12 protein-coding genes are annotated in these 15,160 nt (G+C 70.4%); 2 read left to right on the top strand and 10 right to left on the bottom strand.

Annotated elements, in window-relative coordinates; translation table 11 throughout:
* Window positions 1–33: 33 nt before the first annotated feature.
* Entirely contained in the window at window positions 34–2,100 is a 2,067-nt protein-coding gene (locus ACZ5WE_RS26035) for a glycoside hydrolase (protein WP_467692431.1), read from the bottom strand.
* A 127-nt stretch (window positions 2,101–2,227) separates the two neighbouring features.
* Between ACZ5WE_RS26035 and ACZ5WE_RS26030 the strand changes: the two genes are divergently transcribed.
* Window positions 2,228–3,394 carry an MFS transporter gene (locus ACZ5WE_RS26030; RefSeq protein ID WP_467692809.1) on the top strand — a complete coding sequence of 389 codons (1,167 nt, stop codon included), beginning with the start codon at window positions 2,228–2,230 and terminating at the stop codon, window positions 3,392–3,394.
* Window positions 3,395–3,424: 30 nt separating this feature from the next.
* Here ACZ5WE_RS26030 and ACZ5WE_RS26025 read toward each other — a convergent pair whose 3' ends face one another.
* The 7 genes from ACZ5WE_RS26025 to ACZ5WE_RS25995 form a co-directional block, all read right to left on the bottom strand.
* On the bottom strand, window positions 3,425–4,423 hold the full coding sequence (locus tag ACZ5WE_RS26025) for a nuclear transport factor 2 family protein (protein WP_467692432.1): 999 nt from the start codon (window positions 4,421–4,423) through the stop codon (window positions 3,425–3,427).
* A 70-nt stretch (window positions 4,424–4,493) separates the two neighbouring features.
* Window positions 4,494–5,840, bottom strand: coding sequence for an MFS transporter (locus tag ACZ5WE_RS26020; protein WP_467692433.1), 1,347 nt, complete (start codon window positions 5,838–5,840; stop codon window positions 4,494–4,496).
* A gap of 205 nt (window positions 5,841–6,045) precedes the next feature.
* Window positions 6,046–6,867, bottom strand: coding sequence for an HpcH/HpaI aldolase family protein (locus ACZ5WE_RS26015; protein WP_467692435.1), 822 nt, complete (start codon window positions 6,865–6,867; stop codon window positions 6,046–6,048).
* Entirely contained in the window at window positions 6,864–7,637 is a 774-nt protein-coding gene (locus ACZ5WE_RS26010) for an SDR family NAD(P)-dependent oxidoreductase (RefSeq protein ID WP_467692437.1), read from the bottom strand. Before ACZ5WE_RS26010 ends, ACZ5WE_RS26015 begins: the two co-directional genes overlap by 4 nt.
* Window positions 7,634–8,944: a histidinol dehydrogenase gene (hisD, locus tag ACZ5WE_RS26005; protein ID WP_467692438.1), complete on the bottom strand. Its 1,311-nt coding sequence runs from the start codon at window positions 8,942–8,944 to the stop codon at window positions 7,634–7,636. Before hisD (ACZ5WE_RS26005) ends, ACZ5WE_RS26010 begins: the two co-directional genes overlap by 4 nt.
* 87 nt (window positions 8,945–9,031) lie before the next feature.
* Window positions 9,032–9,811, bottom strand: a complete 780-nt coding sequence (locus ACZ5WE_RS26000; protein ID WP_467692440.1) for an alpha/beta fold hydrolase — start codon at window positions 9,809–9,811, stop codon at window positions 9,032–9,034.
* Window positions 9,812–9,816: 5 nt separating this feature from the next.
* Window positions 9,817–10,956, bottom strand: coding sequence for a cupin domain-containing protein (locus ACZ5WE_RS25995; protein WP_467692442.1), 1,140 nt, complete (start codon window positions 10,954–10,956; stop codon window positions 9,817–9,819).
* A gap of 156 nt (window positions 10,957–11,112) precedes the next feature.
* Here ACZ5WE_RS25995 and ACZ5WE_RS25990 point away from each other — a divergent pair, with 156 nt between their 5' ends.
* Window positions 11,113–12,111: a LacI family DNA-binding transcriptional regulator gene (locus ACZ5WE_RS25990; protein WP_467692443.1), complete on the top strand. Its 999-nt coding sequence runs from the start codon at window positions 11,113–11,115 to the stop codon at window positions 12,109–12,111.
* A 4-nt stretch (window positions 12,112–12,115) separates the two neighbouring features.
* Here the strand turns inward: ACZ5WE_RS25990 and ACZ5WE_RS25985 are convergent, their stop codons facing one another.
* Both ACZ5WE_RS25985 and hisD (ACZ5WE_RS25980) read right to left on the bottom strand, forming a co-directional pair.
* Window positions 12,116–13,552: an amino acid permease gene (locus tag ACZ5WE_RS25985; RefSeq protein ID WP_467692444.1), complete on the bottom strand. Its 1,437-nt coding sequence runs from the start codon at window positions 13,550–13,552 to the stop codon at window positions 12,116–12,118.
* A gap of 193 nt (window positions 13,553–13,745) precedes the next feature.
* Window positions 13,746–15,107 carry a histidinol dehydrogenase gene (gene hisD, locus ACZ5WE_RS25980; RefSeq protein WP_467692446.1) on the bottom strand — a complete coding sequence of 454 codons (1,362 nt, stop codon included), beginning with the start codon at window positions 15,105–15,107 and terminating at the stop codon, window positions 13,746–13,748.
* Window positions 15,108–15,160: the final 53 nt, after the last annotated feature.

The following is a 15,160-nucleotide window of genomic DNA, read 5'->3' as shown; positions in this document are numbered from 1 at the left end:
GCTACGGCGAGGTCATGGGCACCGCCGCGCCTCTCAGGACAGCTGCGCGGGGCAGATGCGGTGAGGCTTCGGATCGTCCTCGAGCCTGGCTTCCGCGCAGCCGCCCGGCAGTGACCCGTACGCCTTCTTACCGAAGTTGGCCGTCACGGTCAGTTCCCCGTCGCCGAACTCCGAGCGCTGCACCGTCCCGTCATCGGTGATCCGCTGGTAGCCGGTCATCCGCTCGGTGCCTGCGGCCTTGTGCAGGGGCTCGAAATAGCGCTGGAGCGCTGCCATCTCCTTACCCGTGGACTTCAGGTTCTTGTCCCCGAGCGTGAAGTTGAGCGGCGTGTTGTAGAGGGCGGACATCAACGCCCGGTCGGTCTTCTGGGCCGGGAGCTTGTTGTACGGCATCTCCCAGCGGTCGGTGTTGATGACGGAGCCGTGGAGTGCGGTTTCGTAGAGGGGGACGCGGTAGCGCGGGTCGTACATCGACTTCGCCAGTGCGGAGGGCAGTTCGGCCTGTTTGAAGAAGAACGCAGGCTCGCCCTGCGGCGCGTAGCCGCCCCACTTCTCCTTGTCCTTCTCCAGCTTCCACAAGCCGTCCGCGACCGGCGTCTGCCCACCGTGGTTGAAGGCGAGCACGGGCGCGGCCCACGCGCCGGCGGACTCGGAGCCGAGGACGAACCTGTCGTCGGAGGCCAGCTTGCGCATGCGCTCCAGGCGGTTGGCGCGGTCCTGCTTCTTGTTCATGCGGTGGCCCTCGCTGCTGTCGGTGAACAGCTCGCCCGCCGCGTCGACGTCCAGGAAGTAACTGTCGGCGCCGTTGGCCGTCATCTTCTTCGCCCGGTCGGCCAAGTAGTGCTTGCTCGGCTCGGCCTGTTGGAACGCCTGGGTGCTGACATAGCAGCCGCGGCCGCCGAAGCCTTCCTTGATCTCTCCCTTCCAGTCGCGGACGCAGAAGTCCGGGTAGACCGATCCGGGCCACTTGGAAGAGGGGTTGTCGGCGCTCTCGGAGGGCTGGCCGTTGGCGTAGGAGTCGTACGGGCCGACCAGGTAGCCGTGTCGTTGCGCGGCCCGTACGGCTTCCTTGTCCATCGGCTTGTCGTCGGCGTCGTAACCGAGCCAGAGCCTGGAGACGCCGAGCTCGCGCAGTTCGTTCACGCCCTTCGCGGTGCGGGCGGTGCCCCAGGCGTAGGCGTGTACCGCCCCGAGCAGCCGCTCGACCTCGGGGTTCTCCCGGATCTTCGCCTTCAGGGAGCGCAGTTTGCCGTGGTCGTCGAGGTAGGCACGGTAATTGGCGGCGGAGGAGACCGGCGAGGAGCTGGTGAGGGACAAGTGCACCGTGTAGTCGCGGGTCTGCTCGCGCCGCGAGAACTCGTGCCGCGCAGTGGAGTTGATCCGGTCGTCCTTCGAGGCGAAGCCCAGCGTCGTGCCGACCTCCTCCGGAACGATGTAGCCGACGCCGTGCTTGCCCTGGGTGTAGCCCCAGGCCGGAAGGGTGAGGCCGCCGCCCGAGAGTTCGGCTTCCGAGTCCTTGAGACCTGCGTCGACCGAGTTCCAGAACGTGTCGCTCACCGGGACGCGCAGGCCCTCGCCGCGCGGTATCTGCAGGGCCCCGTCGGCGCCGGGCGCGGCAGTGGGCCACGACAGCTTCTGGTCGGCATCGGAGTGCACCGTCATGCGCAGCCGACCGCGATCGTTCCTCGCCGTGACGCTGAGCTTCTTGTCGGGGTACGACCAGCGGGCCGTGTCGCCGTCCACGCTCACCGCGCCGGGCTTGCCGAGCCGCTGTCCCGCCGCGTCGGACATGGGGAGTGAGACCCCGTCGTCGGCGTGCCCCGTGACGCGCAGCGACCCGGTGTCCACGCGCGCGGTGCCGCCGCGCACGGTGAAGTCGACCATCTTGCCGTGCACTTGGGGCGGCGCGTCCCGCATACCGCCCTCCGACGGCGGCTCGGCCATGGCCAGGTAGCCGGCCGACGCCGTCGTGGCGGCCAGCACGACGGCCGCGGTGACGCCGTACGTGCGGAAGAGGCGCCGGCGCCGCGCTCCCGCGACGTCACTGTGCCGGGCTTCCCGTGGCCCTGTCTGACTGCTGTTGCTCTTCACGTGGTTCACGGGGGAGAGCGTCGGGGTTCTGCGTAAGAAGCTTCTAAGAGTCGAGGACGGCGGGATGGCGGAACATCGGCATCTTCTGGCAGATTATCGGAAGTGCGACACCGGCCTCGGCGTCGACGATGACGGGGTGCGCAAGAAAGCATCCATCACTCTGTTGTCCGCCGGGCACGCCTGCGTCGACGTCTACCAGGGCGCCGTGGCGTCCCTGGTGCCGTTCTTCGTCGCCGAGCGCGCCTACAGCTACGCCGCGGTCTCCGGCATCGTGCTCGCCGCATCGCTGCTGTCCTCAGTGGCGCAACCGGTGTTCGGTGTACTCACCGACCGCTGGGCGATGCCATGGTTGTTGCCGGTCAGCACTTTGCTGGGCGGTGTGGGCGTCGCGCTGAGCGGCGTGAGCGGCTCCTACGCGCTGACCCTCGTGTTCGTGGCGATATCCGGAGTGGGCGTGGCCGCCTATCATCCCGAGTCCGCCCGCGTCGCCCGGCTCGCCTGCCGGGGCAGCCACAGCGGGATGGGCTGGTTCTCGCTGGGCGGCAACCTCGGCTTCGCGGCGGCCCCGCTCCTGGTCACCGCTGTCGTGGCCGCGGGAGGTCTGAGCCTGACGCCACTTCTGGTGCTGCCGGCGCTCGTCGGTTCCGTACTGTGTCTGCCCGTGCTGCGTGCGCTGGAGAAGCAGCGACGGGCCGCCGGGGCCGGTGCGGCGGTGCCGGTCGGAGACGACGACCGGGCGTCGTTCGTGAAGCTGTCGCTGGCTGTGGTGTGCCGGTCGGTCGTCTTCGTCGGCTTGAGCACCTTCCTCGCCTTGTTCGCCAAGGAGCGCATGGGCGGCAGTACGGCGGCGGGCACCGCGGCGCTGTTCGTGCTCTACCTCGGTGGCGCGGTGGGCTCCGTGCTGGGTGGCACGTTGGCCGAGCGCTGGGATCGAGTCACCGTCGCGCGCTGGTCGTACCTGCTCACGGCCGGATGTGTCGCGGGCGTGGTGTTCGTGCCCGGCCCGGCGATGTACCTGTGCGTGGTGCTGACCTCGGCCGGTCTGTACGTCCCGTTCTCGCTGCAGGTCACGCTCGGGCAGGACTACTTGCCCTCCCGCGTCGGCACCGCCGGCGGGATCACGCTCGGTCTGACCGTCAGCGTCGGTGGCCTGGTGAGTCCGTTCATCGGCAGCCTCGCCGACGCGACGTCCCTGCAGACCGCCCTGGCGCCCCTGGTCCTGATGCCCGTACTGAGCTGGCTGCTGTTCCGCACCTTGCCGGAACCCGCCGTGCCAGAGCCTGCGGGGAGGGGCACCGGGTGATCCGGAGCCCCCGGTCCCTGCCGGCGCCGCTCAGTAGATGTTGGCCTCCACCGCGGGCCCGTCGCCCCGCGTGCTGTTGATCTGCGCCCGCAGCGAGATCTCGTCGTAGACACGGAACTCCCGTACGATCCGGCCGTCCTGGATCAGGAACTGGGAGACGCCGAGCATCGTCACCGGCCGGTCGGTCAGCGGGCCGAAGTCCGGCGTGCCCCGGTAGGTGCCGTGCATGGTCCAGGTGACGGCCACCCGCAGACCGGCGTACCGGGGCGAGTAGTTGGTCTGTACGTCCCGTACCTCGAACCGGGCGTCGGGGAAGGCGGCGACCATGGCCATCAGGTCGCTCTGGTAGCGCTCCGGGCGGATGACGGTGCGGTCGCCGATCGTGTGCAGGAAGAGGTCACGCGTCATGAAGTCGTTGACCTTCTGCAGCCGGCGCTGGGTCCACACCTCGTCGATGAACTCGAGGACCATCTCGCACTCGGGCCGGAACTCGTCGGGCCGCGGCCCGCTGACACCGGCAAGGAGTACGTCCTTCGGCGGCTCCTCGGTCATCGACCCGCTGTACCCCTGGAACTGCAGGGCGCGGGCCGCCTCGTCCGGGTCGTCGCCGCGCTGCAGACAGGTGGCCAGCTCATCGCGGACCACCCACTCCTCGACCATCCGGCCGCGGCGGTAGAGGCAGTTGGCGACCGTGCGCTTGCGGATACGGATGTTGCGCCCGTCGACCAGATGCTCGTCGGCGGAGAAGACGAGGTGCGAACTGAGGAAGGCGTCGTTCCCCCGCGCCTCCCACACCACGTCCTCGGCCTGGCCGATGTGGCCCGGCGTGCTCCCCATGCGCATCGTCGTGCCCTCGATCACCCCGTCACGGCCGACGACGGTGCCAAGGCTCGTGTGGACGATCGAGTCCGGCTCGTAGTTGTCGACGATGTACGAGATGTCACGGCCGACCCAGATGCGGTCGGTGACCTCGCGGATGAAGTCGTCGGGGTCCTGGTAGGGGAGGTAGGCGACGGGGTCGAGCGACATGACGGGTACCTTTCTCTATCTCTGAGTATCTGGCTGGGTGCGCGGCTTGTATGCGTATGCAGTCCGTGCTTCAGGCGGCGAACTTGTCCGCCCCGAGGTGGCTCCGGTACGTCTCCGTCATGAAGGCGCTCACGACCACGAGGGCCAGGACCGCGGCGGCCGCGAGGTAGACCCACACGGCGTAGATCGTGTCGAAGCTGTTGACCAGCAGGGCGGCGACGAACGGCGTGATCCCCATGAAGATGGAGAACGAGCTGTTGTACGCGATGGCGCTGGCGCTGAACCGGGTGCGCGTCGCGAAGAGTTCGGCCGTGCAGACCGTGACGATGCCGGTCAGGAAGAACTCGGGGATGATGTAGATCAGTTGGCTGGCGACGGCCGCGCCGAAGGTGCCGTACTCGCCGACCCGGAAGGCCAGCGGGACCAGGACGATACATGCCACGGCACCGGTGATCAGCATCGGTTTGCGGCCGATCCGGTCCGAGATCATGCCGGCCAGCGGCAGCAGCGGGATGAGCACGGCGACGGAGATGGCGTTGGACGTCAGCGCCATCCAGCGCGGCAGGCCCAGCGTGCCGGTCAGGTACTCCGGATAGAACGTGACCCAGGTGTAGGACAGGATCGCGAGCATGACGGAGACGCCGCAGAACACGAGCATCGGGCGCCACTGCGTGCGCAGCGCCTCGCGGATCGGGGCCTTGACGACATCGACGCCGCCCTCCGTGGCGCGGACGAACTCGGGCGACTCGTCGATGCGCCGGCGCAGCCAGATCCCGACCGCGCTCAGCGGCAGCGCGAGCAGGAACGGGATGCGCCATCCCCACGAGTCCAGTGTCGGGCCCTCGAAGACCCAGCTGGTCAGGGCGGCGGTGCCGGCTCCCGCGAGGATGCCGGCGAAACAGCTGTTGGAGGCGTACGAGGCGTAGTAGCCACGCCGCTTGGGCTCCGCCCACTCCACGATGAAGGCCACCGCTCCGACGTACTCCCCGCCCGAGACCATGCCCTGGACGACGCGCAGGAGCAGGAGAAGCAGGGGCGCGAAGATCCCGATCTGCTGGTACGTCGGCAGGGCGCCGATCATCGCGGTGGTCACGCCCATGAACACGATGGTCCACAGCAGCGTCTTCTTGCGGCCCACCCGGTCGCCCCAGCGGCCGACGAGCGTGCCGCCCAGCGGGCGGAACAGGCAGGCGATGGCGATGATCGCGTACGTGCTCAGCACGGCGACGGCCTGGTTGCTCTGCGGGAAGAACGCGGGCGCGAGGATCGGCGCCAGGTAGCCGTACAGGCCGTAGTCGAACTGTTCGACGAAGTTTCCGATGCTTCCCGCGCCGATGGCACGACGTATCGCATTCCGCTTCTCCGCCTCGGTCCCTTGGGGGCCGGTCGCGGTGGTGGGCGGCGCTACTGCGGACATGGCTTCTCCGTTCGCGCGGTTTCAGGGCTGAGGGCAATGCATACGTATGAACTTGGCCGAACACTAAGGAGCGTGACGGAGGCCGTCAAGAGGTGGAGGAGGGGGTTCCGGTGGGGATTTCGGGCACGGCCCGAGCGGTCCCTCCGGGCGCGGCCGAGCACCCTCCTCGGACGAGGTCCGAGGGGTCGTGCACGGCCGCGCGGCGTCATGCGCGCCGGCCCCGCCCCTCGCCCGGTGTGGGCGTCGCGAGGGACCGGTAGGTGTCCATGAGGACCTGGGCCATGTTGTAGAGCACCAGTTGCGCCCCCGACCGCGCGGCGACCCTCGCGCCCTCGACGTCCGGCACGATCGACATCACCGACCTGCCTGCCTCACGGGCACCCCGGTGGGCCTGCGCGACGAGCGCGTCGACCACGTCCTGCCCCGGAAAGCCGCAGTCCGCCGCCAGGTCTGCCGGGCCCACCAGGACCGCGTCCACGCCGGGTGTCGCGGCGATCTCCGCCGCCGAGGCGCAGGCCCGCTCCGTCTCGATCATCACCACCACCAGGGCATCCCGCGAGGCGGCCACATGGTCGGCCGCGGCGACCGTGCCGAAGCGTCCCGCTCGGCTGTACGTCGCGAACCCCCGTCTTCCCAGGGGCGGATAGTGGACCGAGGCCACCGCGCGCCGTGCGTCCTGTGCGTCGTCGACGTGCGGATGGATGATCCCCGCGGCGCCCAGGTCCAGACAGCGCAGGGCGAGAGCGGGCTCGGACGTCCCCACGCGCACCAGGACGTCGATGCCCTGCGCTGCCGCGGCCGTCAGATGGTGCTGGAGGAGCGCCGTGTCGGCGGGGCCGTGCTCGCAGTCGATGACCACGTAGTCGAGGCCCGCGACGCCCGCCATCTCCACCAGGGTCTCCGAGGGAAGCCGCAGCAGGGCGCCGTACAGCCGCTCGCCGGACGCGAGCCGTCCTTTGAGGGAGCGGCGGCCCGGGGGCGCGATGGGGTCTCGCCGCCCCTGGGTCCCTGTCTCCGAGCCCGTCACCGCGCCACCATCCCCGCCGAGAGGTCGATGTCGGCGCCGCACAGCCCCGGCATCCGGAGCATCGCGCCGACCGCCGCGCCGACCTCCTCCTCGGTGACCATCCGGCCGAGCGCCGACCGTGACACGAACGCCTCCTCGGCCTGCGCGTAGCTGCCGCCGGTGCGCTCCGCCTCCAGGCGGAAGTTCCGCTGCATCCTGGGGCCCGAAACCGGCCCCGGGGAGAGGGAGTTGACCGTGACACCCAAGGGCCCGACCTCGCCCGCCAGCGTGGTGGTCAGCCCGATGACCGCCATCTTGGACGCGCAGTAGGGCGTGCGCCGCAGCAGGGGCCGCTTGCCCGACACCGATGCGATGTTCACGACGTCGCCCGCGCCCCGCGCCGTCATGGCGGGAAGGAACGCCCGGCACATCAGGAACACCCCGCGCACGTTCACGTCGAACACCTCGTCCCAGTCCTGCGGCGAGATCTCGGTCAGCGGCGCCACCGGCCCGGCGATTCCGGCGTTGTTGACGAGGATCGAGATCTCCTCGTCCGCGAGGCTCTCCGCGAGGGCCTCGACATCGCCGGGCTCGGACACATCGCAGACCCGATGGCCGACACCAGGGCCGAGCCGCGAGGCCGTGTCCTTCAGGACCTGCTCGTTGCGACCGGTGATCACCACCCGGGCCCCGTCCGCGAGCAGTGCGCGCGTGATGGCGGCGCCGAGTCCGCTGCCGCCACCGCTGACCAGCGCGGTGCGCCCGGCCAGCGGGCCCGTGCCGCCGCTCATGCGCTCGCCTCGTCGTTCCACGGCAGCGTGCTGTCGCCGTACTTGGCCGCGCGGACGTCCCCGGAGCGGGCGTGCCCCTCGAACAGCTCGACGCGCGCGGCTCGCCCGCACACCTCGCCGAGCAGCGCCGACGACGCGGTGTCGGTGACCTCCTGGTAGGTGACGGTCTTGAGGTACTTCCCCACCCACAGACCGCCGGTGTAGCGCGCGGCCCCCCGGGTCGGGAGGACGTGGTTGGTGCCGATGACCTTGTCCCCGTACGAGACGCAGGTGCCTTCCCCGAGGAAGAGCGCGCCGTAGTCGCGCATCTTGTCCAGCGCCTGACGCGGGTTCTCCGTGAGGACCTCCACGTGCTCGCTGGCGTAGGAGTCCGCGATCCTGAAGGCCTCGTCCAGCGAGTCCGCCACGACGATCTCGCCGTGGTCGCGCCAGGCGGGACCGGCGAAGTCCCTGGTCGGCATCCCGGGCAGCAGCCGCTCGACGTGGGCCTCGACCGCGCGGCCCAACTCCTCGGACGTGGTGACGAGCACGGCGGGGGAGTCCGGGCCGTGCTCGGCCTGCGAGAGGAGGTCGACGGCCACCACGAACGGGTCGGCGTGCTCGTCGGCGATCACCAGGATCTCCGTCGGCCCCGCGAACAGGTCGATGCCGACCTCACCGAACAACTGCCGCTTGGCCTCGGCGACATACGCGTTGCCGGGACCCGCGATCAGCGGCACCCGGCCGACCGTCTCGGTGCCGATGGCCAAGGCGGCGACGGCCTGGACGCCGCCGAGCAGGTAGATCTCGTCGGCCCCGGCCAGATGCATGGCCGCGACCGTCGCGGCGGGGATCTCGCCCCGGATCGGCGGGGTGCAGGCCGCGACGCGCTCCACCCCTGCCACCTTCGCCGTCACGATCGTCATGTGCGCGGAGGCGGTCAGCGGGTAGCGCCCTCCGGGTACGTAGGCTCCGGCGCCGGCGACCGGGACGTGCCGGTGGCCGAGGCGAACTCCGGGCAGGGTCTCGATCTCCACATCGTGCAGCGAGTCGCGCTGCGCCTGGGCGAACGTGCGCACCTGCCGCTGGACGAAACGGATGTCCTCCAGGACCGTTTCCGGCACACCGGCGACGATCTTCCTGATCTCGTCCGGGGTGAGGCGGAAGGACTCCGGGCTCCAGCCGTCGAACTTCTCGGAGTACTGACGGACCGCTTCGTCACCCCGGTCGCGGATGTCGTCGAGGATGGCGCTGACGCGGTCCGCGACATCCGCGCGGGCGGCGCTCACCGTGCCCGCGGGGACGGGGGACTTGAGGAAACGAGGCATGACGGCTCTCTTCTCGGGGTCTTTTGCGGGGATATCTGCGGGGATGCTTTGCAGGGTTCTCGGGTCTTCGTCCGGGCTCAGGTGGGTTCAGGCAGCAGGGGCGCCGTGGGGGCGACGGACTGCCCGGCCCGCCGGCGGCCGCGTCTCCCGCACCCGCGCGAGCAGGTCCCGCAGCGCGGCGGAGACGGCGGCAGGACGCTGCCAGGGCAGGAGGTGTCCCGCCCCCGGGATCTCGCGCAGTTCGGCGTCCGGCAGCGCCCCCGCGATCGCCCGGTGGAAGTCCGGCGGGCACAGCGCGTCCTGGGTGCCCGAAAGGACCACGGACGGGCATCGGGCACCGCGCAGTGCGCCGACCGCGTCCCGGCGGGTCGCCTGGGCGGCCAGTTGGGCGCGCGCGTCCTCGGGGCCCACTGCCCGTGCCATGAGCCGGTAGCGCTCCGCCGCTTCGCTCGGCGGCCGGGGGGTGGGGAACATGCCGGGCAGCGTCTGTTCGACGACGTCCGCGAACCTGCCGTCGGTGATCAGATCGTCCATCGCGCGCCAAGCCGCGTACTGCTCGGGGCGTGGTGCTCCCGCGTTCGTCGACATGACGCAGAGTCCGGCGATCCGTTCCGGGGAGCGGCGCAGCGCCTCGAAGGCGACGATGGCCCCGAGGCTGAGACCGACCACCACGAACGGACCGGACACCGAGGACAGCAGGTCATCGGCCAGGGCCCCGATGTCCGGCTTCTCCAGGCCGAGATGGCGGACGGGGTGGCCCGCGGGGAAGTCCACCTCCCACCACAGGCTCGGGTCGCACAGCATCCCGGGGACCACCACCAACGGCAGCGGGCCGGATGGTTCGGCGCCGGGAACGGTGCGGGGCACGGCGGTCACCAGCGGCGCGCGGAGCGGGGGAGGAGCGCGTACGGCGCCACGTAGCCGTTGTGGTCGATGCCGAGGCCCGCGTCGGCGGCGCACTTGGAGACTTCCTCGTCCCATTCCAGGCGCACGCGGCCGTCACCGGAGTTGACGACCATGAGGTCGCCCCGCTCGTCGCCGACGTTGCGCAGGGTGCGCCAGGCGTCCTGCGGTACGGAGAGCATGTCGCGCGGGCCCAGGCGTACGGAGACGGGGTCGGTGCGGTTGAGGGTGATCTCCCACAGGCCGTCCTTGACGATCAGCGTCTGCGTCTCGTGCTGCCGGTGGAGGGAGACGCCCTGGCCCGGATCGGCGCGCAGCCAGGCGACGTTGTGTCCGTGCGGGTTGAAGATCCGGGGCTCTTGGTGCAGGTCCTCGGTCATGCCGTACCCGATGACGCAGCTCATCCGTACGCCGCCGCCCGGCAGCGTGCTGTCGAGGAACGGCCGCTCGGACCAGACGAGTTCGTCCGCTGCCGCCACCCGGCGCTTCATCTCGTCGACGCTGTAGTGGCGCAGCCGGTCGATGTACTCCTGGGTCATCGGCTGGGTCAGCTCGGTGCCGGACGTGATCTCGTCACCGGCGACCGTGTCGATCAGCTTGTTGTCGGCGGTCAGGTACAGGCCGTGCCCCTCGGCCTCGCGCAGCACCGACGGGCCCCAGATGATGCCGCCGGTGTGGTCCATGCCGAGCACGGTGAACATCCAGCCGTCGTCAGGACCGGTGTTGGTGAAGCCGCGGAAGATCCAGGTGGGGATGGAGGCGATGTCCCCGGCCCTGAGCAGGAGTTCGCCCTCGGTGCCGTCGGCCCCCCAGCGCAACAGGTACTCGCCCTCGGTGCAGACGAACACCTCGGCCGTGTAGTGGAGGTGGAGATTGTTGGTGATCCCGTGAGGCATGGCCGCCGCACCGATGTTGTAGCCGTGCGGAAGGCGGAGATTGACGTGCTGACCGGCGGCCTGCGAGACGCCGGGCCCGATCATCGCGTAGTTCTCCTTCCGGTCCGAGCCCGGTGTACGGCAGTCGATGAAGGCCTGGTTGCAGGAGACGAAGTCGCTGCGGCGCACCGTGCGACGCCCCAGCTCGGCGGTGGACACAACGGCGTCGTTCATGGCTGCTCCTACGAATGGACGACTGGACGACTCGGCGTCTGGAATACGTATGCATTCCATGACAGGTTCTGCGCTGTCCAATGTCAAGGGGTACGGCATACGTATACTGAGAAGCCGGTCGCCGGAGCGGCGTGCCGGGCGACGAGGAGAGGGCCGATGGCGATCACGAGTCACGACGTGGCGAGGCTGGCCGGCGTCTCGCAGCCGACGGTCTCCCGCGCCCTGCGGGACGACAGCCGGGTGTCCGCGGCGACCCGCGAGAAGGTGCGGCAGGCGGCGCAGGCGCTGAACTACGTGCCCAGCGAGGCGGGCCGCACCCTGTCGACCCGGTCCACCCGGCGCATCGGAGTGATCGTCACCGACCTGACGAACCCCTTCTACCCGCACGTCATCGCACCCCTGCACGACGAGCTCCAGCTCCTGGGCTACCGGATGATGCTCCTGACCGAGCGCTCCGACGAGGCGGTGGCCGAGGAGAAGCTCCTGGACCAGTCCCTGGACGGTGTGGTGCTCGCGACGGCCACCACCGACTCCGGCCTCCCCGCGCAGCTCGACCGCCGCGGCATGCCGTACGTCTTCCTCAACCGCGACACTGGCGGCCGCGGTGACTACGCCTCCGTCGTGGACAACGAGGGCGGCGGACGCCTGGTAGCCCACACGCTCGCCGAGCTCGGGCACCGCAGGATCGCCGGCATCTTCGGCGCGGCCAACACGACGACCGGACGCGAGCGCGAGCTGGGCTTCCGCCTCGCCCTGGCCGACGCGGGCATCGGGCTCCCCGAGGACCGTGTGGCGCGCGGCGCCTTCGAGTACGGCACGGGGTATGAGGCCCTGCCGCACCTGCTCGACGCGGCAAAGACGCCCACGGCGGTCTTCTGCGGCAACGACGTGGTCGCCATCGGGGTCCTGAACGCGGCGCTCGCGGCCGGGCTCCGGGTCCCCGACGACCTGACGGTGATCGGCTTCGACGACCTCCCCATGGCGGCCTGGGAGGTGTTCCGGCTGACCACGGTCCGGCACGACCTGCGCGAGCTTTCGCGGCAGGCCGCGCGCCTGCTGGTGCGGCGCATCGACGGCGATGCCGACCCCAAGGGCGAACGCCTCGTCCTGCCGACCGAGTTCGTACTGCGGGCCACGCACGCCAGGCTCCCCTGACCTCTCAGCCCTGACCCGCCATGGCGCCCGTCCCGACGCCGGTGTCTCCGGTGTCTCCGGGGTCGCCGGAAGGCCGGTCGCCGTGCCGCCGCTGTCGCAGGACGCCCACGGTGACAAGGACCGCGGCCAGGGCGAGGGAGAGCCAGAGTTCGAGTCGGTGGCCGGGCAGCACAGCCATCAGGACAAGGACACCGGCGATGAAGGCGATCGTGGCCAGCGTCAGATAGGGGAACGCCCACATCCGCACTTCACTCGGCCGGGGTCCCTTGCGCCGGGTGGCGTACTGGGTGATGGCGATGACCATGTACATCATCAGGGCGATCGCGCCGCTGGACGCGATGAGGTACGTGAAGACGCTCGGCAGAAGGTAGTTGGCGATGACCGCCGCGACGCCGATGACGGTCGAGGCGACGACCGCGTTACGGGGCACGCCGGCCGCCGAGGTCGCGGCGAGCGCCGCCGGGGCGTCCTGGCGGCGGGCGAGGGAGAACGCCATGCGCGAGGCGGTGTAGATGGCCGAGTTGAGGCAGCTGCTCACCGCCACCACGAGCACCACATCCATGATCAGTCCGGCGCCCGGGATGTTCATGCGGTCGAGGACCGCCTGGTAGGAGCCGTCGGCAAGGCCGTCGGAGTTCCACGGCACCAGGCTGACCACGACGAAGATCGAGCCGACGTAGAAGAGTCCGAGGCGCCACACGACGGCACGGACGGCCTTCTTGATGTTCTTCTTCGGGTCCTCGGACTCGGCGGCGGCGATCGTGACGATCTCGCTGCCCTGGAAACTGAACATCGCCGTGAGCAGACCGGCGAGCACGGCAACCCCGCCCTTGGGTGCGAACCCGCCCTCGCTCCACAGATGCGACACCCCGTGGGCGTCCGATCCCGGCAGGAGTCCGAAGATCGCGAGGGCGCCGAGCACGAGGAAGGCGACGATCGCGATGACCTTCAGGAGGGCGAACCAGTACTCGAACTCGCCGTAGTTGCGGACGGCGAGGAGGTTGCTGCCCGCGAGCAGGGCGATCATGGCGAGCGCCGGAATCCAGCTCGGCACCGACGTGAGACCCGCGATGACCTCGCCCGCCGCGATGGCCTCGATCGGAATGACGAGGATGTAGAACCACCAGTACAGCCAGCCGATGGAGAAGCCGGCCCAGCGGCCGAGGGCCCGGTCCGCGTAGGTGGAGAACGAGCCCGTGTCGGGATGGGCGACGGCCATTTCCCCGAGCATCTGCATGACGAGCACCACCAGCGCGGCGGCCAGCAGGAATGAGATCAGAACGGCGGGGCCCGCGGCCGCGACGGCGGTGGACGAGCCGACGAAAAGGCCGGCCCCGATCACACCGCCGATGGAGATCATGGTGATCTGGCGGCCTTTGAGGCCCTGTTGGAGCGCGGGGCCCGTGTGCGAGGGGGCCGGGTCGGGCGAGGGGTGGTGCATGGGGAGATCCTCGGGGGGAGTGGGAGCGCGGGTGCCCTTGGTAGGGGACGGTACTCACTCGTCCCGGGCGGCCGACGCCGACGACGGCGCCGACGACGGCCCGGGGCCGGTCGCGGCCGGGGCGTGCCGCTCCGGGCGCCGGACCCCTCGCCCCCGGCCGGCAACCGGCACGGAGGCGAGGCGCGGGACTGGATCAGAGCTGCTCGCGCAGCGCTTCGGGGATGGCGTCGAACGCGCCGGACGTGCGGCCGATCCGGTCGATCCGGATCGTGGCGGTCGCACCGTGGGCGGCGAGACCCTCGAACGCGGAGATCCGTTCGACGGCGGGGGCAAGGGAGGCGGTGCCCTCCTTGACGGCCCGCTGGTACGTGAGGGGCTTGAGGAAGCGGGAGACGGAAAGCCCCGCGTTGTAGCGCGCCGTCTTGCCGGTCGGCAGCACGTGGTTCGTGCCGGCGATGCCCTTGTCCGAATAGGCGACGGTGGACCAGGGGCCCAGGAAGACGGAGCCGTAGTTGGTGAGGTTTCGCAGGTAGAAGTCGTCGTCGTCCGTCTGGATCTCCAGGTGCTCGGGGCCCAGGATGTCCGACACGGCGACGGCCTGGTCGCGGTCGCGCACGACGATGACGGAGCCGAAGTCCCGCCAGGCGGGTCCGGCGATGTCACGGGTGGCGAGGGTCTCCAGCTGGCGGTCCATCTCCGCCACGACCGCCCGGCCCAGCTTCTGCGAGGTGGTGATCAGCGCGGCCGGGGAGTTCGGGCCGTGCTCGGCCTGGCCGAGCAGGTCCGCGGCGACCCAGACCGGGTCGGCGGTGTCGTCGGCGATGACGGCCACCTCGGACGGTCCTGCGAGGAGGTCGATACCGACCTGCCCGAAGAGCTGCCGCTTCGCCTCCGTGACGAAGGCGTTCCCGGCACCGACCAGCATGTCGACGGGGGCCTCGCCAAGGAGACCGAACGCCATCGCGCCGAGGGCCTGGACGCCGCCGACGGCGAAGACCCGGTCGGCCTTGGACAGGTAGGCGCCGTAGAGCACGGCCGGGTGCGCGCCGTGCTCGCCGGACGGCGGGGTGCACGCCACCACGGTGGGGACGCCGGCCGTCTTGGCCACGCCCACGGTCATGAAGGCGCTGGCCAGCAGGGGGAACCGGCCGGCCGGGAGGTAGGCGCCGACGCGGGACACCGGGACGTAGCGCTGTCCGCCCGCCACTCCGGGAGCGAGCTCGATCTCGAAGTCGGTCAGGTGCTCGCGCTGAGCGGAGGCGAAGCGGTGCGTGCGCTCGTAGCCCATCTCCAGGGCGGTGCGTACGTCGGCGGGCAGGGCGTCCCCGGACTTCTTGAGCTCGGTGGCCCCGATCTCCAGGTCTCCGGACCAGCCGTCCAGCTCCTGTCCGTAGGCGCGGACGGCGTCCAGGCCCTTGTTCTCGATCTCCTTCAGCATCTGGGAGACGCGCTCGACCACCTTCGGGTCGCGCTGGGCGGGGGGACCGTCGACCTCCGGCTTCTTGAGCCACTGGAAGGGAGCGAGGGTCTTCTGTTCGTCGTGCGTGATCTGCATGTCCGGGACGGTAGACGCGGCTGTTCCACAGGACTAGAGGGGCGATTCCTGCA

Source organism: Streptomyces sp. NPDC033180 (genome assembly GCF_055577645.1).
Note: the sequence above shows the minus strand (reverse complement) of the source record. Positions and strands in the feature narration are given on the sequence as shown.

What these genes read in the sequence shown, in the direction of transcription:
- ACZ5WE_RS26025 (WP_467692432.1), bottom strand. Translation starts at nt 4,423, where the DNA reads ATGTCGCTCGACCCCGTCGCCTACCTCCCCTACCAGGACCCCGACGAC.
- ACZ5WE_RS26020 (WP_467692433.1), bottom strand. Translation starts at nt 5,840, where the DNA reads ATGTCCGCAGTAGCGCCGCCCACCACCGCGACCGGCCCCCAAGGGACC.
- ACZ5WE_RS26010 (WP_467692437.1), bottom strand. Translation starts at nt 7,637, where the DNA reads ATGAGCGGCGGCACGGGCCCGCTGGCCGGGCGCACCGCGCTGGTCAGC.
- hisD (WP_467692438.1), bottom strand. Translation starts at nt 8,944, where the DNA reads ATGCCTCGTTTCCTCAAGTCCCCCGTCCCCGCGGGCACGGTGAGCGCC.
- ACZ5WE_RS25995 (WP_467692442.1), bottom strand. Translation starts at nt 10,956, where the DNA reads ATGAACGACGCCGTTGTGTCCACCGCCGAGCTGGGGCGTCGCACGGTG.
- ACZ5WE_RS25990 (WP_467692443.1), top strand. Translation starts at nt 11,113, where the DNA reads ATGGCGATCACGAGTCACGACGTGGCGAGGCTGGCCGGCGTCTCGCAG.
- ACZ5WE_RS25985 (WP_467692444.1), bottom strand. Translation starts at nt 13,552, where the DNA reads ATGCACCACCCCTCGCCCGACCCGGCCCCCTCGCACACGGGCCCCGCG.
- hisD (WP_467692446.1), bottom strand. Translation starts at nt 15,107, where the DNA reads ATGCAGATCACGCACGACGAACAGAAGACCCTCGCTCCCTTCCAGTGG.